This is a genomic window from Cloacibacillus evryensis DSM 19522 (assembly GCF_000585335.1).
GTDB lineage: Bacteria > Synergistota > Synergistia > Synergistales > Synergistaceae > Cloacibacillus > Cloacibacillus evryensis.
In genome coordinates this window covers 899,986-920,261 of record NZ_KK073872.1, presented here as the reverse complement: position 1 = coordinate 920,261, position 20,276 = coordinate 899,986, and the positions used below count along the sequence as shown (strand labels likewise).

General features: G+C 58.2%; 18 protein-coding genes. 3 read left to right on the top strand and 15 right to left on the bottom strand.

Going from position 1 to position 20,276, the window contains the following annotated elements; genetic code table 11:
- Positions 1-276: 276 nt before the first annotated feature.
- From CLOEV_RS03990 to CLOEV_RS03960, 7 genes are all read right to left on the bottom strand, one after another.
- Complete coding sequence (locus CLOEV_RS03990) at positions 277-1,401, bottom strand: sodium ion-translocating decarboxylase subunit beta (RefSeq protein ID WP_008710733.1); 1,125 nt, start codon at positions 1,399-1,401, stop codon at positions 277-279.
- Positions 1,402-1,440: 39 nt separating this feature from the next.
- Positions 1,441-1,833 carry a biotin/lipoyl-containing protein gene (locus CLOEV_RS03985; protein ID WP_008710731.1) on the bottom strand — a complete coding sequence of 131 codons (393 nt, stop codon included), beginning with the start codon at positions 1,831-1,833 and terminating at the stop codon, positions 1,441-1,443.
- A gap of 38 nt (positions 1,834-1,871) precedes the next feature.
- Positions 1,872-2,264 carry an OadG family protein gene (locus tag CLOEV_RS03980; protein WP_008710728.1) on the bottom strand — a complete coding sequence of 131 codons (393 nt, stop codon included), beginning with the start codon at positions 2,262-2,264 and terminating at the stop codon, positions 1,872-1,874.
- Positions 2,265-2,282: 18 nt separating this feature from the next.
- On the bottom strand, positions 2,283-3,842 hold the full coding sequence (locus CLOEV_RS03975) for an acyl-CoA carboxylase subunit beta (protein ID WP_008710726.1): 1,560 nt from the start codon (positions 3,840-3,842) through the stop codon (positions 2,283-2,285).
- A gap of 155 nt (positions 3,843-3,997) precedes the next feature.
- Positions 3,998-4,402, bottom strand: a complete 405-nt coding sequence (mce, locus tag CLOEV_RS03970; protein WP_008710724.1) for a methylmalonyl-CoA epimerase — start codon at positions 4,400-4,402, stop codon at positions 3,998-4,000.
- Between the two features lie 7 nt (positions 4,403-4,409).
- Positions 4,410-4,823 (bottom strand): cobalamin B12-binding domain-containing protein, encoded by a 414-nt coding sequence (locus CLOEV_RS03965; RefSeq protein WP_008710722.1) that lies wholly within the window; start codon positions 4,821-4,823, stop codon positions 4,410-4,412.
- Between the two features lie 32 nt (positions 4,824-4,855).
- On the bottom strand, positions 4,856-6,535 hold the full coding sequence (locus CLOEV_RS03960) for an acyl-CoA mutase large subunit family protein (RefSeq protein ID WP_008710719.1): 1,680 nt from the start codon (positions 6,533-6,535) through the stop codon (positions 4,856-4,858).
- Positions 6,536-6,815: 280 nt separating this feature from the next.
- Here CLOEV_RS03960 and CLOEV_RS03955 point away from each other — a divergent pair, with 280 nt between their 5' ends.
- Positions 6,816-8,027 carry an FprA family A-type flavoprotein gene (locus CLOEV_RS03955; RefSeq protein ID WP_156938360.1) on the top strand — a complete coding sequence of 404 codons (1,212 nt, stop codon included), beginning with the start codon at positions 6,816-6,818 and terminating at the stop codon, positions 8,025-8,027.
- Positions 8,028-8,036: 9 nt separating this feature from the next.
- Positions 8,037-8,756, top strand: coding sequence for a DUF3298 and DUF4163 domain-containing protein (locus tag CLOEV_RS03950; RefSeq protein WP_008710714.1), 720 nt, complete (start codon positions 8,037-8,039; stop codon positions 8,754-8,756).
- Positions 8,757-8,853: 97 nt separating this feature from the next.
- Here CLOEV_RS03950 and CLOEV_RS15760 read toward each other — a convergent pair whose 3' ends face one another.
- The gene (locus tag CLOEV_RS15760) at positions 8,854-9,318 is read right to left on the bottom strand and encodes a hypothetical protein (protein ID WP_051484872.1); all 465 of its coding nucleotides are present in this window, start codon (positions 9,316-9,318) and stop codon (positions 8,854-8,856) included.
- A gap of 48 nt (positions 9,319-9,366) precedes the next feature.
- Entirely contained in the window at positions 9,367-10,914 is a 1,548-nt protein-coding gene (gene nhaC / locus CLOEV_RS03940) for a Na+/H+ antiporter NhaC (protein ID WP_008710710.1), read from the bottom strand.
- Between the two features lie 383 nt (positions 10,915-11,297).
- On the opposite strand from nhaC, the gene CLOEV_RS16365 reads away from it, so the two are divergent.
- Entirely contained in the window at positions 11,298-11,471 is a 174-nt protein-coding gene (locus tag CLOEV_RS16365; protein ID WP_008710708.1) for a DUF362 domain-containing protein, read from the top strand.
- Positions 11,472-11,563: 92 nt separating this feature from the next.
- On the opposite strand, the gene CLOEV_RS03935 is transcribed toward CLOEV_RS16365, so the two are convergent.
- The 6 genes from CLOEV_RS03935 to malQ form a co-directional block, all read right to left on the bottom strand.
- Positions 11,564-12,205, bottom strand: coding sequence for a class II aldolase/adducin family protein (locus tag CLOEV_RS03935; protein ID WP_034442032.1), 642 nt, complete (start codon positions 12,203-12,205; stop codon positions 11,564-11,566).
- Positions 12,198-13,484 (bottom strand): MFS transporter, encoded by a 1,287-nt coding sequence (locus tag CLOEV_RS03930; RefSeq protein ID WP_051484871.1) that lies wholly within the window; start codon positions 13,482-13,484, stop codon positions 12,198-12,200. The genes CLOEV_RS03935 and CLOEV_RS03930 overlap by 8 nt, the downstream gene beginning before the upstream one ends.
- A 9-nt stretch (positions 13,485-13,493) precedes the next feature.
- Positions 13,494-14,807: a glycosyltransferase family 2 protein gene (locus tag CLOEV_RS03925; RefSeq protein WP_008710702.1), complete on the bottom strand. Its 1,314-nt coding sequence runs from the start codon at positions 14,805-14,807 to the stop codon at positions 13,494-13,496.
- A 75-nt stretch (positions 14,808-14,882) separates the two neighbouring features.
- Positions 14,883-16,799 (bottom strand): LTA synthase family protein, encoded by a 1,917-nt coding sequence (locus CLOEV_RS03920; RefSeq protein WP_051484870.1) that lies wholly within the window; start codon positions 16,797-16,799, stop codon positions 14,883-14,885.
- Between the two features lie 14 nt (positions 16,800-16,813).
- On the bottom strand, positions 16,814-18,718 hold the full coding sequence (locus tag CLOEV_RS03915) for an LTA synthase family protein (RefSeq protein ID WP_034442031.1): 1,905 nt from the start codon (positions 18,716-18,718) through the stop codon (positions 16,814-16,816).
- Positions 18,719-20,275, bottom strand: a complete 1,557-nt coding sequence (malQ, locus tag CLOEV_RS03910; protein WP_034442029.1) for a 4-alpha-glucanotransferase — start codon at positions 20,273-20,275, stop codon at positions 18,719-18,721.
- Position 20,276 lies beyond the last annotated feature (1 nt).

Below are 20,276 nucleotides of genomic sequence, written 5' to 3'. Positions count from 1 at the left end.
ATGCCGGGCTTGACCCGGCATCCAGTGGCTTCAGGTTTGTTCCAACATCGATTGTAAAGCAAAAACCAACGCCACTCGGCTCCGGCTCGGAGGCCGGAGCGACGGAAGGGCGCTAAATTGCTATTTATCTTTTCCCTCGCAATCGCGTAAATCGGCGTTTAGACGTGCGAATAACGAAATAACCGAGGGCCTGCCAAGCGGAGGCGCACTAGTGTGCGGTGAGCATTGGCAGGCCCTCGGTTATGAAGTTAGTCGTGCGTATAAACGCCGATTTACCTATTTGGAGAGGAGGGTGAGCATAGCCCCCGCCGCGACGGCCGTGCCGATAACGCCGGCTACGTTCGGGCCCATCGCGTGCATCAGGATATAGCTTCCCGGGAACTCCTTCGATACCACTTTCTGGCAGACGCGCGCCGCCATCGGGACGGCGGATACGCCGGCCGCGCCGATGATCGGGTTGATCTTGCCGCCGGAGACGACCTTCATGATCTGACCGAAGCATACGCCGCCGGCCGTGCTGAAGACGAAGGCGATAAGCCCGAGGGCAATGATCTTGATCGTCGCCACGGTGAGGAACGAGTCGGCGCTCATCGTAGCACCGACAGAGATGCCGAGGAAGATCGTCGTCGCGTTGAGCACTTCATTCTGCGCCGCGAGCGAAAGACGCTCTGTGCAGCCGCACTCGCGCATGAGGTTCCCGAACATCAGCATTCCCACGAGGGGAACGGAGGCGGGCAGAACGAGTCCGCAGGCGATCGTCGAAACGATCGGGAAGAGGATGCGCTCTGTGCGCGTGACGGGGCGGAGCTGTTCCATCTTGATCGAACGGTCCTTTTTCGTCGTCAGAAGCTTGATGACGGGCGGCTGGATGAGCGGAACGAGCGACATGTAGCTGTAGGCGGCGACGGCGACGGCGGGAAGGATGCCCTTGGCAAGCTTCGCGCAGAGGTAAATGGCCGTCGGGCCGTCAGCGCCGCCGATGATTCCGATACCGGCCGCTTCCTGGATCGTGAAGCCCATGAACATCGCGCCGATGACGGCGAAGAATACGCCTATCTGCGCCGCCGCACCGAGAAGGAAGGTGATGGGGTTCGCAAGCAGCGGTCCAAAGTCCGTCAGAGCGCCGATCCCCATGAAGATGATGACGGGGTAGAGCTCATGGTCTATACCGATTTTTACAAAGTAAAGGAAGCCGCCCGGATCAACTATGCCTGAAAGCGGCAGGTTGACGAGAAGGCATCCAAAGGCGATGGGCATGAGGAGCAAAGGCTCGAAGCCCTTCGCGATGGCGAGGTAGAGCAGGATGAAGGAGACGAGAAGCATCACGAGCGTCGGCCCGTTCAGCGCCACAAATCCCGACTGCTCCACCACACCCCTTAGCGCGGTCATATAAAGTTCCATTCAGTTTTCCTCCCTAGGAAAAGACTGCACGAACGCAGACTACGCTACGACCAGGAGTGTGTCGCCAGTGCTGACTGTATCTCCTTCTTTGCAGCAGATCTGTGATACCGAGCCCGCTACGGTTGTGAAGATCTCGTTTTCCATCTTCATAGCTTCGAGGATGATGACGAGCTGCCCTGCCGTTACCGCCGCGCCCTGGGCGACAAGTATCTTGAGGACCTTGCCGGGCATCGGAGCGGTGATCGAACCGGCGCCGGCGGGAACCGCGGGTGCCGGGGCCGCCGCAGGGGCGGGAGCGGGAGCCGCCACAGGGGCAGGCGCCGCCACGGGGGCGGGGGCGGCTACGGGAGCAGGAGCTGCGCCTGCACCCATCTCTTCAACATCTACGTCGTATGCTTTTCCGTTAACGGTGACTCTGTATTTGCGTGACATCAGAAAAAACCTCCTAAAGTTTTGTTGTTATCAGAGGCTTAGTAGCCTTCTGTGTTCTGGAGCCTGCCCACATTTTTCCATGCGGAGGATGCGGGGGCTTTTACCGGACTGAAGGCAACTACGCGCGCTGTTGATCCGCAAGCTGCCATGATGGCGGCCGATATTACGGCGAGCAGTTCGTCGTCGGCGGAGACCGCCGCGGCGGGAGCCGCCGGTGCGGAGGGCGCAGACGCCGGAGCTGCGGAGGACTGCGCCGGAGCGGCCGGCTTCGGCTTGTTCATGTTGTCTATCGCGGAGCAGACGTGCTTCATCCCCATCATTACGAGCATAAGCCCGACGATGACGATGAAGACGATGCTGAAGGCGATGAAGGACATTATGAGCCCGCCAGGGACGCCGACAAAGTATGAGCTGATCGATCCTGTTGTCATAATTGGCTTCCCCCTGCCTTAGTTGGGCAGAATGCCATGCTTGCGCTTCGGACGAAGTTCGCTCTTGCTCTCTGTCATAAGAAGCGCCTGATAGAGGGCTGGACGCGTCTCCTCGGGGAGGATGACGCGGTCGACGAATCCGCGCTGCGCCGCGCGGTAGGGGTTCGCAAATGACTCTTTGTATTCCTCTATCTTTTCGGCGCGCTTGGCTACCTTATCCTCGGCGGCGTCGATCTCCTTGCGGAAGATGATGTTCGCCGCGCCCTCGGCGCCCATGACCGCGATCTGAGCCTGCGGCCAGGCAAGGACTACGTCCGCGCCAAGGTCTTTGCTGCACATGCCGAGGTATGATCCGCCGTATGCTTTGCGCATGACGATGGTGATCTTCGGAGCGGTCGCTTCGCTGTAGGCGTAGAGGAGTTTCGCGCCGTGGCGGATGATGCCGCCCATCTCCTGGTTGAGTCCGGGGAGGTATCCGGGCACGTCTTCAAATGTTACGATGGGGATGTTGAAGGCATCGCAGATGCGGATATGGCGGCTCGCCTTGTCGGAGGCGTCGATATCGAGGCATCCGGCCATGAACTTCGCCTGATTCGCGATGATGCCGATGACGCGTCCGCCGACTCTCGCGAAGCCGGTGACGATGTTCTTGGCATAGAGTTCCTGTACCTCGCAGAAGTCTCCGTTGTCAACGACCTTCTTGATGACGTCGCGGACGTCGTAGCCTTTGTTCGGGTTTGTCGGGACTATTTCGCGAAGCTCGGCTTCCGTGCGCGAAGGATCGTCGCCGGTCTCCATAAAGGGAGGCTCTTCCATGTTGTTGCTGGGGAGGTAGCTCATCACTTTGCGGGCCTGAGCGTAGCATTCGGCTTCGCTGGCCGCGAAGAAATGGGCGCAGCCGGAGGTCGCGTTGTGGGCGCGGGCTCCGCCGATCTGCTCGGAGGTCACGTCTTCGCCGGTCACGGACTTGATGACGGCGGGGCCGGTGATGTGCATGATGCCGACCTTGTCGACCATGAAGATAAAGTCTGTCAGCGCGGGGCTGTAAACGGCTCCGCCCGCGCAGGGGCCGGCGATTATTGAAAACTGCGGGATGACGCCGCTGGCTTTGACGTTGCGGAAGAATATCTGTCCGTAACCTGAAAGGGCGTCGACCGCCTCCTGAATACGTGCTCCGCCCGAATCGTTGATGCCGATGCAGGGAGCGCCGTTCGTAAGGGCAAGGTCAAGAACTTTGCATATCTTCTTGGCGTGCATTTCGCCAAGCGAACCGCCCATTACCGTGAAATCCTGGCTGAATACGTAGACTATGCGTCCGTCTATCGTGCCGTAGCCGGTTACAACGCCGTCGCCGAGGAATGTTGTTTTTTCGAGCCCGAAGTTGGTGCAGCGGTGCTCAACAAATTCATCGATTTCCACGAAGCTGCCGGGGTCAAGAACTGCGTCGATGCGCTCGCGTGCGGTCATCTTACCTTTGTCGTGCTGTTTGGCGATGGCCTTTTCTCCGCCGCCAAGAGCCGCTTTTTCGCGTTTGGCAACCAGAGCAGCGCACAGTTCGTCGATCGTTTTGTCCGCCATTACTTCTTACCTCCTCATAATCTCTCAGATGGAACGCCTGACTGCCTTCCCTCGGCGCCCTGCCTCGGGAAAACGCCGTCAGGATTCTGTCCCACTTGCAGTGCTATGGTATAAGGCGTCCCGTGCCGCCCTGGCACGGGAGCCTTTTTCCTTAGTTAATCGCGCTGGCAGAGTTCGAGAAGCACTCCGCCGCTGGCCTTCGGGTGAACGAAGGCGATCTTCGCGCCGCCCGCGCCGATACGCGGTTTTTCATCGATGAGGCGGACGCCCTTTTCCTTGAGCTCGGCGAGCGCCGCTTCGATATCGGCGACTCTGACCGCGACATGCTGGATGCCCTGTCCGTTCTTTTCGATGAATTTTGATACCGGGCTGTCCTCGGTCGTCCCCTCAAGGAGCTCGAACTCCGTGTCGTCGATGGGCAGGAAGGCCGTCTTGACTCTCTGTTCGGCGACTTCCTCTATTCCGTGGCACTTCACGCCGAGAGTATCTTCCCAGAATTTAAGGGCTTCGTCGATACTCTTTACGGCGACTCCGATATGGTCTACGTTTTTGATTTCCATAGTTTATTTACGCCTCTTTCGCTCTCTTTTCGGCTACTGCCTTTTCGAGCCACTCGATCGTCTCCGAGGTCGGCGTTCCGGGGCCGAAGATCGCGCCCGCGCCGAAGCCGAGAAGCGTAGGATAGTCGGTCTCGGGGATGACTCCGCCGCCGAAGACGATGATGTCTTCCGCGTTCTTCTCTTTGAGAAGATCGATGATGGCTTTAAAGCAGTACTCATGCGCTCCCGAAAGGATGCTGATGCCGATCGCGTCAGCGTCTTCCTGGATCGCTGTGGCAACTATCTGTTCCGGCGTCTGGCGGAGTCCGGTGTAAATGACCTCCATGCCGGCGTCTCTGAATGCTCTTGCTATGACCTTCGCGCCACGATCGTGGCCGTCAAGTCCGGGTTTCGCAACAACTACGCGAATTTTACGGTCCATTTTTTCTTCCTCCTTAAAAAGCACACGCGATTCTAAAGAACCACGTTCTCCTGGTACTCGCCAAAGACCTCGCGGAGCACGCCGCAGATCTCGCCCTCTGTCGCGTACGCGTGTACGGCGTCGAGGATGAGCGGCATGAGGTTGGCGTCGCCCTTCGCGCCGTCGCGGATCGCGTCGAGTGTCGACTTGACTTTGACGTTGTCGCGGTTCTCTTTCATCTCACGGAGCTTCTTAATCTGGTTTACGCCTACGCTTGCGTCGACCTTCAGGAGTTTGCGCTCTGACATGTCCTCTTCGATATGGAACTTGTTGACGCCGACGATGATACGGTCGCCTGATTCGATCGATTTCTGATACTGATACGCCGAGTCCTGGATGTTCTTCTGCGGATAGCCCTTTTCGATGGCCGTCATCATGCCGCCAAGCTCGTCGATCTTCTTGATGTATTCCCACGCGCCCTCTTCGATCTCTTTGGTAAGGGATTCGATGGCGTAGCTGCCCGCAAGCGGGTCGACGATGTTCGTGACGCCCGATTCGTAAGCAACGATCTGCTGCGTGCGAAGGGCGATGCGGACGCTCTTGTCCGTCGGCAGGGCGAGGGCTTCGTCAAGGCTGTTGGTGTGCAGCGACTGCGTGCCGCCGCATACCGCCGCCATCGTCTGAACGGCGACGCGGACGATATTGTTCTCCGCCTGCTGCGCGGTAAGCGTGCATCCGGCCGTCTGCGTGTGGAAGCGGAGCATCTGGGCTCCCTTTTCGGTGACTCCGAAGCGCTCCTTCATGATGCGTGCCCAAACCTTGCGCGCCGCGCGGAACTTCGCGACCTCTTCGATAAAGTCGTTGTGCGCGTTGAAGAAGAAGGAGAGGCGCTTTCCGAATACGTTCGGGTCCTGTCCGGCCTTGATGGCCGCTTCGATGTAGGCGATGCCGTCGGCGAGCGTGAAGGCCACTTCCTGGATCGCGGTGGAGCCGGCTTCACGGATGTGGTAGCCGGAGATCGAGATGGTGTTCCACTTCGGGATGTTTCTCGAGCAGAAGTCAAAAATGTCGGTGATGAGACGCATCGACGGCTTGGGAGGGAAGATATATGTGCCGCGCGCGATGTATTCCTTGAGGATGTCGTTCTGGATCGTTCCCGAAAGCGCGTTCATCGGCACGCCCTGCTTTTCAGCGACGGCGATGTACATTGAAAGAAGCACCGACGCGGGAGCGTTGATCGTCATCGAGGTCGAAACTTTGTCGAGGGGGATGCCGCCGAAGAGGATCTCCGCATCGGCAAGGCTGTCGACGGCGACGCCGACTTTACCGCACTCACCCACCGCCATGGGGTCGTCCGAGTCGTAGCCGATCTGCGTCGGAAGGTCAAACGCGACAGAAAGTCCCGTCGTTCCCTGGCTCAGCAGGTAACGATAACGCTTGTTGGAATCCTCCGCCGTGGCAAAGCCCGCATACTGGCGCATCGTCCAGAAACGGCCCCTGTACATGGTGGGCTGGACGCCGCGGGTATAGGGATAAGCGCCCGGGAATCCAAGGTCTTTGGCGTAGTCGACGCCGTTGACATCTTCGGGAGTGTATGTCCTCTTGAGAGGAATACCGCCGCTTGTGGTGAAGTTTTCTTTTCTCTCGGGACCCTTGGCGAGCGCCTTGGCGACAGCCGCCTCGTAGGCCTTCTTTCCTTCTGCTACTTCCTGGAGCTGTGTTGGTTCGAACAATTACTCCGCCTCCTTGCGAAACATATGAGGTCATCGTATGAATGACCGTCAGCACACTAGTAGATATTACAAAAAACCACACCGTAATATTATTGCCCAACTCCGCCGAAATTGCAACATTTGACCGTTAATTTCAGACAAGTCAATCCATTCTATTTTTATCAAAGTTATCAAGCTTCGTTTACTCAAATCTTGAGATGATTTTACATCATGCAGACTGAACTCATTGTTATATAATATGAGACGCATAGGCAATATCATTAAGGAGGTAACCGTAAAAATGATGCAGCAGGCAATCAAGGTAACGGATTCTATATATTGGATAGGCGGCAACGACCGCGAGACCGACCTCTTCGAGGGGCTTTGGGAACTTCCCAGAGGCGTGGCTTACAACGCCTATTTCATCAACGACGAAAAGTGCGCGATCATCGACACGATCAAGGCCGACAAGCTCTCCGCCTATATGGAGCGGCTCGTCTCGATCATGCCGGAGGGGCGTTCCATCGACTACCTCGTCGTCAACCACATGGAGCCCGACCATTCCGGATCGATCAGCATCCTCCGCAAGCTCTATCCGGAGATGAAGATCCTCGGCAACAAAAAGACACTTGAGATGATAGGCGCCTTTTACGGCATCACAGAGGGGCTGGTGGAGGTAAAAGAGGGCGACGTTATCGACCTCGGACGCCATAAGCTGACCTTCGCGATGATACCGATGGTCCACTGGCCGGAGAGCATGGTGGCCTATGAGACGACGGAAAAGGTGCTCTTTTCCACCGACGCTTTCGGCGGCTTCTGCGCGCTTGAGGGCGGCATCTTCGACGACGAGCTCGATATGGCGCTCTACGAGGACGAGACGCTGCGCTACTTCGCAAACATCGTCGGCCGCTACTCCGGTCCGGCGCAGAAGGCGATCGCGAAGGTCCGCGCGCTCGACCTGAAAATAATATGCCCGGCGCACGGCCCGATCCTCCGCTCGAACCCTAGGCACATCGTCGATCTCTACGACAAGTGGAGCAGCCACAATACCGACGAGGGCATCGTCGTCGTATACGGTTCGATGTACGGCAATACGAAATTCATGACGGACACCATCGCGCGCGCCGCCTGCGAGGCCGGAGTGAAGGACGTCATCGTACACGACGCCTCGCGCTCCAACCTCTCGTATATCGTGCGCGACATCTGGAAATACCGCGGCCTCGTCCTCGGCAGCTGCACATACAACACAGAGCTCTACCCGCCGATGGCGACGCTCTGCCGCGCGCTGAAAAACAAGATGATGAAAAACCGCGTTCTCGGCATCTGCGGTTCCTACAGTTGGAGCAAGGGGGCCCTCGCCGAGCTGCAGGTCTTTGCGGAACAGGGCGGCGACTGGAAACTCGTAGAACCGACGATAGAGGTCAAATCCTCCCCGACCGAGGCCGATCTCGAACTCTGCCGCGAGCTCGGCAGGAATATGGCCGAGGCCGTAAAAGCCGCCGAGGCTAAATAGGTGGCGGGCATGAAATATCTCAGAGGGACCGCGGCGGCGTTTGCGGCGGCGCTTCTGCTGGGAGCGGCCATGACGGCCTCCGCCAAGGAGGCCGATGTGCGTTTCGAGACGCTGAGCACCTACAGCTCCGAATTTCGCGGGTTTGAGGCAAAGATCGTCACTCCCGTCGTCACAGGCCTGGCCGTCTCCGCCGTACAGAACGAGCTGAACGATTCCTTCATGCAGCGGGCCCGCAAGCTGACAGCCGATTACGAGAATGACGTCGGCGAGATGATGAAGGACGACCCAGAGTTTCAGGGACACATGGGCGTCGTGCTCGACTACAAAGTCCGCACGGACAACGGGAAAGTGCTCGCGGTCGATCTCTATGAGATGAATATCGCCGGTTCATCATCTACGGTGCATTCCTTTTACAACTTCGACAAGAGGAGCGGCAAGCTGATCGAGCTCGGCGAACTTTTCAACGGCAAAGCCGATTACACAAAGGTGATCAACAACTATATCATCGGCGAGATGCGCCGCCGCAACAAAAAGGAAAAGGGCATCTTCTGGATAGCGCCGCAGGACGAACAGGGGTTCCGCTCGATAAAGCCTAAGCAGAACTTTTTCATAAACGACAAGGGCAACATCGTCATCTGCTTCGATAAATACGAGGTCGCCCCGGGAGCCGCGGGCAGCCCGGAGTTTGAGCTGCCGCGAAAGGTCGTCGGGCCCTATCTCGCAAAATAGATCCGGGCCCATTCCGTCGACCGGATATAAAAACGGCTGCCCTCCGGTTCACCGGAACGGCAGCCATTTTTATGTGTTTTTAAGCTTCCGGGCCTCTTCAGAACCTGGGGCTTATATCGTTAACGGGAACCTTGGGCGCGTGCTTCTTGAGGATCTCCTTGAGCTCCGGCAGGTCATCCTTCTTAAAGAAGAGCTTCCAGCCTATTTCATCCTTCTCAATAAGAGCCATCAGGCGGCTGCCCCTCGTGGTCAGGGTGACATACTTCACCTCGTTCCAGGGGAGGAGTTCACGATGGTGCGATACCCAAGTATGCGTCTCCTTCACAAAACCGAGCGGAGAGACATAGATCAGCTTCTCGTACTTGATCACCACCACGCTGCAGCAGCCGAGAAAAAGGTTGAGCAGAGCCCTCTGGGTCACTTCTTCGTGCGAAAATTGCCACACAGCCGTAAGCAACAAATAGGCGGCGATCATCGCGAAGGTGATCGATTTCCATTTTCCCGCCTCTCTGCCGGAGGCCGAGACCAGAAGGCTCTCTAAAGGTGCCAGTTTTTCTGCCAATTACATTCTTCTTTCAATCTAATATCGACGGATCATACGGATATTATACTAAAGATCGACCTTCGGGCCAAGCTCCGCGGGACGCGTCTTTCCGCCCTTCACAGGTTCGCCGTTCTTGCCGCGCCAGAAGATGCCTATGCCCATGAAGGTCATCACGATGGCCACGATCGGGTTCAGGTAGTTGAAGAAAGCGTAAGGCAGATATTCAAAGGTCGGCACTCCGAGAACTCCGGCGTGGTAGGCTCCGCAGGTGTTCCACGGAACGAGGACGGAGAGGAGCGTGCCGGCGTCTTCGAGCGAGCGGGAGAGCATCCTCGGGTGAAGTCCGGATTTATCGAATTCACTCTTGAACATCGTTCCCGGCATCGCGATCGCAAGGTACTGGTCGCCGAGGAAGATGTCGCAGACGAAGCAGGAGAGGATGACCGCCGTGATCATTCCGCCGACGGACTTGATCGGCTTCATGATCGCCTGGAGCATGACCTTGAGGAATCCGCAGACATCCATCGTCGAACCGAAGGTGAAGGCGCAGAGGATGAGGGAGATCGTCCAGTTCATCGACTGGAGGCCGCCGCGTTCCATAAGGGAGACGATGTCGTTGGCCGCCTCGAGGGCGATCTTCGGGTCAAGGCTGATGCTGTTGTCGGCGAGTATCTTCGCAAGCGCCGCAGCGTCTTCGCCGGTCCCGGCGATCTCCGCCGAGAGCATCGGGACATAGCCGTTCTGCATGATATTGAGGATATCGCCGAAGTTCGTTCCCTGTACAAGGGCAAAAACGACGGCGATGAAAACGCCGACCCAGAGTGCGGGCAGGGCGGGCTTGCGCATCGCCGAGAGGACGATGACCGCGAGCGGGGCGATCAGCGATATCGGGCTGATCCAGAATTCACTGGCGAGGATGGTTTTAAGCGCCTCGATCTTCGTATAATCCAAATCTCCCTGCGAATACTGGAACCCGAGGAAGAGCGTGATGCAGACGACGATGGCGTATGTCGGGCCCGAGGTCCAGCACATCGCGCGGATATGCTGGAAGAGGTCGGTGCCGGCCACGCCCGGGGCGAGGTTCGTCGTGTCGGAGAGGGGGGACATCTTGTCGCCGAAATAACCGCCGGAAATGATGATGCCGACCGTCAGCGGCGCCGGGACTCCGAGGCCGAGAGCAATGCCGAGAAGGGCGATGCCTACCGTTCCCGCCGTGCCCCACGAGGTTCCTGTGGCAAGCGAGACGATGGAGCAAATGATGAGCGTCGCGAGAAGGAAGATCGACGGCGAGAGTATCGACAGCCCGTAGTAGATCATGCTCGGCACGACGCCGCTGCAGATCCAGGTACCGACGAGCGGGCCGACCGTATAAAGGATAAGGCAGGCCTGCATGCCGACCATGATGCCGTCAATGATTCCCTTCTCGATCTTTGAATAGGGATTTCCGAGATAAAATACTCCGACAAGACCGGCGAGAAGCGCGCCGAAGATGAGAACGATATGAATATCAGTCTCCCATACCAGAACAGCCGCCGCAATCATAACCGCAACTGCGAGAAAAACCAGAATAGATAAACCCAACGATGGTATTTTCGGTTCCTTGACCTGTTCCATAATAAAGCAACTCTCCTTTCGTTTTGTGAAGATAACGCAAAAGCAAAACAAAAATACAGGACCCTTACACCTTCAATTACCACCTCCTCAAAGAGAAAGATGTAAGAATTTGTAACTGAAAAAACAGAAAACTGAGAATTAAAAAACTTTGACTCAACCTATGTGAATATTTTATAACTCTTTTATCTAGTTTGTCTATACTTCGTACAATGAATACAGCAAATACATCTGATATATCTTTACTATTTGTCTGATTATGTTCATCTTTCAAATATGTCAAAAAATAGTTGAAGGTTCTGGGGTTTCACGCTAGAATAGGACGGTATGCGGGAAACAGTCCCGCATTATCAAGGGAGTATAAAATTGAAGGAGGACTTCTTACTATGGCTAAAGCATCAGTTGATCAGTCGGTTTGCGTAGGCTGCGAGGCTTGCGTAGGCGTATGCCCCACATCGGCGATATCGATGGAAGACGGCAAGGCTCACGTTGACGGCGATACATGCGTGGAGTGCGGTGCCTGCGTAGCTACCTGCCCGGTAAGCGCGATTTCCCAGTAAGTTATATTTATCTTACGGAAAAAAATAAAAAACAGACCGAAGAGAGATTTCTTCGGCCTGTTTTTTTATGTCGGTCCGGCAAATCCGGCGGTTCAGCGCTGGCCGTAACGTTCCGCCAGGTCGGCCGCCTCGCTGCCGGCCTGCTCCGCGGTGAGGCAGACTCCCCCGCCGCAGCTCTTCGTGAGGAAGAATATCTTCGCGAATATTTCCAGCATCTCGCATCTCTGGGCCGCCTCGCGGAGCGTCGCTCCGACACAGAGCGCTCCGTGGTTGGCCATCAGCACGCCGGCTCCATCTCCCAGCGCCCTTGCCGTGCCGCGCGCGAGCTCCGGCGTGCCGATCGGCGCGTATTCCGCAACGGGGACGGGACCTCCGAACAGCACGGCCTGGTTGTCGGTCAGGACCGGAAGCGGGAGGCGCATCGCGGCGGCGGCGGTCGCGTAGACGGAATGGGTATGGACGACGGCGCATACGTCACGGCGCGCGAGGTAGACCTCCCGGTGGAGCTCTTTTTCAATAGAGGGGCGGCGTTCGCCCTCAAGCACGGCTCCGCCTGGCGACAGCTTCGGCAGATCTCCGGACGTGAGCGTCGCGTAATCCATCCCGCTGGGCGTTATTATGAACCCCTCTTCGCAGCGGACGCTGAAATTGCCTCCGGTCCCCTGCACAAGGCCCTTTTCCAGCATCCGGCGGGCGGTTTCGATGATATCTTTTCTTATTTCAAGATCAGTCATAGCTTATCCTCGATAATTTTATCGTCAGCGGCAGCATCAGCAGGTTGAGAAAGGCCATGGAAAGAAATATCCCCGATATGGACACGCCGGCGGAAATCATCAGCGCCGTAAGCATGGCGGCCGCCACCATCCCGAGAGAATCAATTATATTGAGGGAGGCGATGACACGCGCCATGTGCGACTCCGGCGTCATCCTCTGCATCATCGCGTACATCGGCACGCTGTAGAGACCGCCGCAGGCGGCGATCATAAACATCGCGAAGACGATGCCCGCGGCCCGCGGCCCGCGTATGAACTGCAGGGCCGAGATCAATTCGCCTCCCGCGGGCGCGGCTGCGCTGAATATATAGAGCATCACTATGAACAGGCTCATTCCGATAAGGCTGCAGGAGAGGTACTTTCCGGAGACGCGTCCCTTGAGCAGCTTGTTGCAGAAGGTCGCGCCCGCGCCGACGCCGACGGAGAAGAGGACGAGAAAGAGGGTCGAGACCTGTTCGTCGCCGCCGAGCGCGTCTTTGGCGAAGGAGGGAAACTGCGCGAGGAAGACCGAACCGAGGAACCAGAACCAACTGATGCCGATTATCGAACGAAAGACGTCCCTGTTGCAGAACGGATAGACGAGCATCTCCCAGGTGGAGCGGAAGAGGTTGCGGTCGATCCGCAGCCCGGGGGAGGAGGGCTCCGCCGTCGGTATGAAGCGGCTCGCGGCATATCCGGCGACGGCCACGCCGACGACGCCGGCCGATATGTAGTGCCGCCCAAGCGGGGAGAGGATAAAGAGGCCGCCGCAAAGCGTCCCCGTCAGTATCGCGATATTAGTTCCCGCGTTTACCAGGCCGTTGCCGGCCACCAGTTCATCGTCATTAAGAAGCTGGGGCAGGATGCTGAACTTCAGCGGGCCGAAAAAGGTAGACTGCGTCCCCATACAGAATAGCAGGAAGATCAGCCACCACAGGTGCATCGTCTCAAAGGCCGCCGCCGTAAGGCACATGAGGATTATCTCTACAAGCTTTATTATGCGGATGAGGAACGACTTCTCGTATTTGTCGGCGATCTGCCCGGCGAGGGACGAGAAGAGAAAGAACGGCAGGATGAACAGTCCCGCCACCGCCGTGATCATGATCTGCGCGTTGACGTTGTAGGTCTCCGCAAGGCGGAAGGTGATGAGGATCACAAGCGCGCTCTTAAAGAGGTTGTCGTTGAAGGCCCCGAGAAACTGCGTCAGGAAGAGCGGCAGAAAGCGGCGCTTCGCAAGGAGGGAGAATTGTGTTTCTATCACGATCCCCCCTTAACTCTTGGGCTTTACATCGTCAAGCGAGATGCCGCGCGTGTGTTCCGTCTTCACCCACTTGCCCTGATCCTTCGCGAGGAAGGCCGCCTTGAAGAGGATCGGTATCCAGGTGAGGCCGAACCAGAAGTAGGCGAAGGTATCCTTCACGTAGCGCAGAGTAAATTTTTTTTCATGCATCGAGGGCCCCGCGATGGCGCAGAGCAGGCAGAAGGCGATGATCGAAAAGATCGGCAGTCCGAAGAAGAGCGTCCATTCAAGCATCGACTGCGGGATATCCGACGAGGGATAGAGCACCATGTTGTTCACGAGGGTAAAGGCCATGCCGGCGATCATGATGATGATGCCGAGACAGGACTTCGCGGGCGCGAGCAGATAGAGGAAGAGGTCGAGGTACTGCAGCCTGCGCGTTACAAAGAAAGCCTTCAAAGAATCCCAGCCGTAAGTCCAGAAGACCCAGTAGTGCCCCTGCATCCAGCGCGTGCGCTGGCGCTTGGAGACGGCCATGTCCTGCGGCTTTTCGTCGTAGATGACCGCGGCGTCGTTCCAGTGGACGCGGCTGCCGGAAAGGATGAGGCGCGTCGACATTTCAAGGTCCTCCGTGAGGCTCTGGAGGTTCCAGCCGATACGTTCGAGCGTCGCCGTGCGGATGACGAGCCCCGTGCCGCCGAGCGTGCAGGAGAGCCCCCAAAGGCCGCGCGCGAGCTGCCAGAAACGGTTCGTGAACCAGTAGGCGAGCGCGTAGGAGCGCGTCAGCCAGTTATCGTCAGGGTTTTTCACGTCCAGCACGCCCTGGATGGCCTCGGCCTCCGGGTGCAGCTCCATGTAGTTGTTCATCGCCATCAGGAAGTTGTGCTCGGCGAGGTTGTCGGCGTCGAACATCGCGAGGGCGTCGTATTCCTCAAACGGTATCTTCGTCAGCGCCCAGCGCACGTTCCAGGTCTTGCCGTTGTGTTCGTCGTCGAAGCGTTCCAGCGCCACGGCGCCGTTCTCGCGCGCAAGCTCCGCGGTGTTGTCGGTGCAGTTGTCGCAGGAGGCGTAGACCTTGTAACAGTTCTTCGGGTAATTCTGTCCCGCCAGGCTTTTGAGAAGCGGCACGATGACCATCGCCTCGTTGTGGGCGGGGACCAGCACCGCAAAGCGGCGGTAACGCTTTGCCTGGGGCATTTTTTTCTGGCTCCAGAAACCGCGCAGGCTGACTATTATCTGATATACGCCGTCGCACATCAGAGCTCCCAGCAATATGTAGAGGACGAACTGGACCAGCCACCAGCCCCACCATATCAGCCAATAAAAAAGTTCCGTCTTATCCATAATAAGGCCACCTCTGTCTATTTTTCACACATGAAGTAATCATACCCTCAGAATGGGCGGATGACAACTTAAAAGCTACTGTTGTTTCCCGATAATTTTTTCGATCAGGTTCTTTTCAAGGATCAGGTCGTTGTATCGGAGGCGGCGTTCCGCCTCGTCCGTCAGTCCGTCATAGGCGGAGCAGTCGAGGCGTTCGCCGGTATTCAGATCGGTGGCGCGCCCCGCGGCTGGTTCGACATAGACGTTCCCCTCGATATAACTGCCGTTGCGGAAGATGACCGGGCCGACGGCATCCTTGCCCAGCAGGTCATTTCCGAAAGCGGTGCCGATATCGAGCCGCATCAGCCCCGAAACGGTCGGCAGAATATCCATCTGCCCGACGTTTCTCTCATCGACGCGCGGAGCTTTCGCCGTCTCCGGCGTGCGGAAGAGGAGCGGGATGCGCCGCGTAGCCTTCCAGTCGACCGCCTCTTCTATCTTTCTCCCGAGAAGTTTTTCCATGTCCTCTTTATAGGCGATCGGAATGGCCGGATGGTCACCGTAGACCACGACAAGGCTCTTATCGAGCAACCCTGAGCTCCGAAGCCCGTCGATGAACATTCCGAACTGCCGGTCAAAATAGTTTATCGACAGCAGATAGCTGCCGATGAGCGTTCCCCGCAGCTCGGGCGGCAGCGGCAGCGTATCCCGCGGCAGCTCCGCGAAGTCGAAGGGGTGGTGGCTCGAGAGGGTGACGATGAAGCCATAGAACGGGCCTTTCATTTCTCTGAATATCTGAAGCGCCCGTGAGAAGATCGCCTCGTCGCTCAGGCCGAGGCCGATCGCCTCGTCGTTGGGAAAGGTATTCTGGCTGTACTGCCGGTGGAACCAGAGCTTCGGGTGCATCCGGTGGCAGTTCCAGAAGGCGCTGCGCGTGCCCTGCACGACGACGGCGCGCGCCCCGCGCCGGCGCATCGCGCGCGCGAGGGAATTATAATCGTTGTCCGCGTAGAGCGTATAGGCGGCTCCGAAGGCGGCGGGGAAAAGGCCGGTATTGGCCATAAACTCCGCGTCCGAGCTGTTGCCTCCCGCGGCCTGGCTCCAGGTGTTGGGAAAATAGAGGCACTCGTTTTTGAACCGGTTGAGGTTCGGAGTCACGGGCACGCCGCCTATCTCCAGATCAACGGCAAAATACTGCAGCGCCTCGCACTGCACGAGGATCAGGTTTTTCGCGCTCGTGCCCCCGTGCGGCACGGTGCGGTGCGCCGCGAACCATCCGCGTATCTCGTCCACCGTCTCCGGCGAAACATTCTGCGGCTTCAGCGCCTTGCGCGTCAGAGAAAAGAAGTCCCACCAGTGGAAGGTGGCGGTGCCGACCCAGGCGCAGACGGAGAGGCGGTCGTACATCGCGTCGATGATGTTCGGACGGAACTTTATGATGTGCCATACGGCGGCTCCCTGAACCGCCGCCGCACAGAGGAAGAGGGCGAGCAGCAGGGCCGCGTCTCGCCTCCGCTCCCGTTTGAAGACGACGCGAAGCCTGCCGCCGCGCATCAGCCAGACGATAAGGGGGATATCGGCAAAGATCAGCAGGTCCCACGGTTTCAGCAGCGCCCAGATCGACTTCGCGATGAGCCCGGTCTGCGGCACGAGCATCAGGTCGTGGAAGATAAAGATATCGGCGTAATAGCGTATAAAGAGCCTGTCGGTGAGCACGAGCGCCGAAAGCAGCAGGTCCATGACTACGAGCGCAGCCGCCCGCCGGCGCGGCGGGAAGAACATCAGCGGCAGCAGCAGGCAGAGGATGGCCCCGAGCGAGGACGGCGAGACGGCGAGCGCGCGCGCCGTATGGCGCAGCGCGTGCATCGTCAGCACGCCGAAGGTGGGCCAGTTGAGCACGTCGGCGACGGCATAGTCCACCGAGAGGAACTTGAGCCAGACCGCCGCGGCGACGACGGCCGCGAACAGATATCCGCTTATGGAAACCGGTTTATCCTTATGCGGGAAAAACATCAGTCAACGATCACCTATTTATTGTAAATTTGAGGCATCAGGTCATATTCCAATATCTTGTCACTTATATCGAGCGTCTTTTTGACCCTCTCCGTCATCTCCGCATACACCGAATAGTCCCGGGGCTCGCCGCTCCTGACGTTGACGGCGCTCTTCTTCGCCGGTTCGACAAATATCTCGCCCGTGACGTAGGAGCCGTTGCGGAAGATCACGGGGGCATCACTCCCGTCGAAGATGTCGGTTCCGAGGCCGCTCTCAAAATCTATTCCCAGCAGCAGCGCCAGAGAGCGGGGAAGGTTGACAAGTCCCAGCGCCATCTTATGATTCCAGCCAAGCTTTTTTACGCCGGGAACGTTTATCACCAGCGGCACGCGCTGCACATAGCGCCAGTTATGATCCTTTGTGAAGTCTATCCCCAGCAGCTTGGAGAGCGTCGGGGAATCCCAGCGCGGGATCGCGTTATGGTCGCCGTAAAGGGCGATGACGCTCTTATCGTAAAGTCCCGACTTTTTCAGCCCCTTGATAAAAGCGCCGAACTCCCGGTCCAGATAATGGATCGCCGCGAGGTAGCTGCCGACGACCGTACCTTTATATTCGCCGGCGTCAAACGCGGCCTGCTCGAGAAGTTTCGGGAAACTATAGGGATAGTGGCTGGTGAGCGTTATCATAAAGGCGTAGAAGGGCTGTCGCTCCCGCGAAAGCATTGCGAGCGACTGGCGGAAAAAGCTTCTGTCGCTTAGCCCCATGCCGATCGATTCGTCGTTCACGTAATCCTTCTTACTGATAAACCTCTCAAAGCCGAGCGCTGGATACATATGCCCGCGGTTCCAGAAGCCGGCGCGGTCTCCGTGCATCGCGACCGCGCGATAGCCGTTCTCCCGCAGCACTCCGGGAAGAGCCGCGTAATGATTGCCGGCAAAGCGGGTATAGGCTACGCCAGAGGCCGCCGGGTAGAGCGCCGCGTTCGCGAGGAACTCCGCGTCGGAACTGTTGCCGGAGCCGGTCTGGTTATAGACGTTGGAAGCCAGCGAAGCCTCCCTTACAAAGGCGTTGAGGTTCGGCGTCACCTCACGCCCGCCGACCTTGAGGCCGACGGCGAAGCTCTGAAGCGACTCCACCTGGATCACGATGAGGTTTTTGCCCCTGGCTATGCCGAATACACCCTGCGGGCGGCGCTGCCGGGAGAGATGCCCCTCAAACCATTCCCGCACGCCTTCAAGCTCCGACGCCGACAATTTCGGGCGGGCGGCCCTGTCGGTCAGCGTATTCCAACTGTCCGCCAGGTGATAGGTCAGCGCGCCGACGTTGTTGCAGACGGCGGGGCGGTCCCACATAGAACGCAGAACGCCTGGCACTTTTTTATTATAGCCGCTGATATGAAAGGCGACGACGGCGACCGCCGCCGCGAACAGCAGGCATGTCCGGAAAAATCGCCGGCGGGTGATCCGGTGGAAAAAGGGATGCACGGAAATGTGCCGGAATATCCGGAAATAACCGAACAGCACCGGAATGTCAAAAAAGTAAAGCAGGTCCTTCGCCGAAAAAAGGGCGAATACAGACTCCGAGACCTCTCCCACCTGCGCGGAAAGCCCAAGGTTGTGAAAGGTAAAGAGGTCAGAATAGTAGCGCATGTGCAGAATGTCGGTTATCACCAGCGCCGTCAGCATGAAATCCAGCAGCAGCGAAAGCGCGAGGCGTCCCCTGTGCCAGAAGAGCGACGCGGGAAGGACCAGCGCCGCCGCGATCGCCAAAGAGGCGGCGACGGAAAACGGCACGCGCGTGACCGCCCTTGAGACCTCATACTCAAGAAAATAAAACTTGAGGAAGATGGCCAGGATCATAAAGGAGAAAAATATCAGCTCGCGGTAATCACGTCCGGCCGCCCGGTAGACGGCCCTTGAATTCAGAAGATGGTTCATTTAATCAGCCTCTTTAAAACGCCCGTATAATATATTCAGCTCTCTGAGCCTTTCAGAGAAATCATGGCCGCCGGGCAGGAGCGAACAAAACTCCGCGGGGAGCAGCCGCCAGCTCCAGTTTCCCCGCGCCGCCGCCGGCCTGTTCATGCGGCACGAGCCGTCGAGGCCGAGAAGGTCCTGCGCGGGGATGACGGCGAGATCGGCGACTGAAGAGAGCGCCATCTGTATCATGACGCGGCTGACATTCTCACGCGTCACCTCCCGCCCCGCGTAGGCGGCGAAGTTGACGCGCTCGCGCACGGTGGAGCTGCCGCGCCACCAGCCGACCGCCGTATCGTTGTCATGAGTCCCGGTGTAGACGGCGCTGCGCGGCCTGATGTTGTGCGGCGCGTAGGGGTTGTCCGCGACGCCGTCTCCGAAAGCGAACATCAGCACCTTCATGCCCGGAAGAGAAAACTCCTCCATCAGCGCGCGCACATCGTCCGTTATGACCCCGAGATCTTCGGCGATAAACGGCAGCTCTCCCGCGCCCGCGCCGAGGTCGGAACAAAAGGCCTCGAGCATCTCGCGCCCCGGCGCGGGACGCCAGCATCCGTTCTGCGCCGTGCGCTCGGAGGCGGGGATCTCCCAATAGGCGCATAATCCCCGGAAATGGTCTATGCGCATCAGCCCGCAGTATTTAAGGCTGTGCGCCAGCCTTCCCCTCCACCAGGCGAAGCCGTCGGCGCGCATCGCCTCCCAGTTATACAGAGGATTGCCCCAGCGCTGCCCGGTAGCGCTGAAATAGTCCGGGGGCACGCCGGCCACGCAGCGCGGCCGTCCTTCGGCGTCAAGATCGAAAGCGCCGGGGTGCGACCATACGTCGGCGCTGTCCCAGGCGACATATATCGGCAGGTCCCCCATCAGCGTCACGCCGCGCGCGGCACAATATTCAGAGAGGGCCTCAAGCTGCCGATAAAAGATAAACTGAGTGAATTCGATGAAGGAGAGCGCCTCTTCATTTTTCGCGGCGAACGCGGCCAGCGCCCCCTCGTCCCGGGACGCAAACTCCCGTGGCCACTCGGGCCAGCAGCGGTCCCCATATCTTTCTTTCAGCAGTGTAAAGAGGGCGTAATCGCGGAGCCAGAAGGATTCTCTCCCGCGAAAATCCTCAAACGGCCCGCGGAGGCCGGAGAAGGCTTCGGGGTCGCCGTTGAATCTTTTCCAGCTTAGGGAGAGCAGATCCCGGCGGCAGCGCCCCGCCGCGTCGAAATCCGCCGCGGAAGCCGCGGGCAGCATGTGAGAAGAAAGCTCCGCCTCCGTTATGAGCCCTTCCGCGCACAGTCGGCGGGGGCTGATAAAAAGCATATTGCCGGCAAAGGCGGAGGGACTGCTGTAGGGCGAATAACCGAATATCGAAATCGCCGGAGAAAGCGGGAGTATCTGCCAGACGGAAAAGCCCGCGCCGTGAAGATAATCTGCGAAAGCAAACGCCTCCGGGCCGAAGTCCCCAACGCCGAAAGCCCCCGGCAGCGACGATATATGCAGCAACACTCCGCTTCTGCGTCCTTTTTCCAAA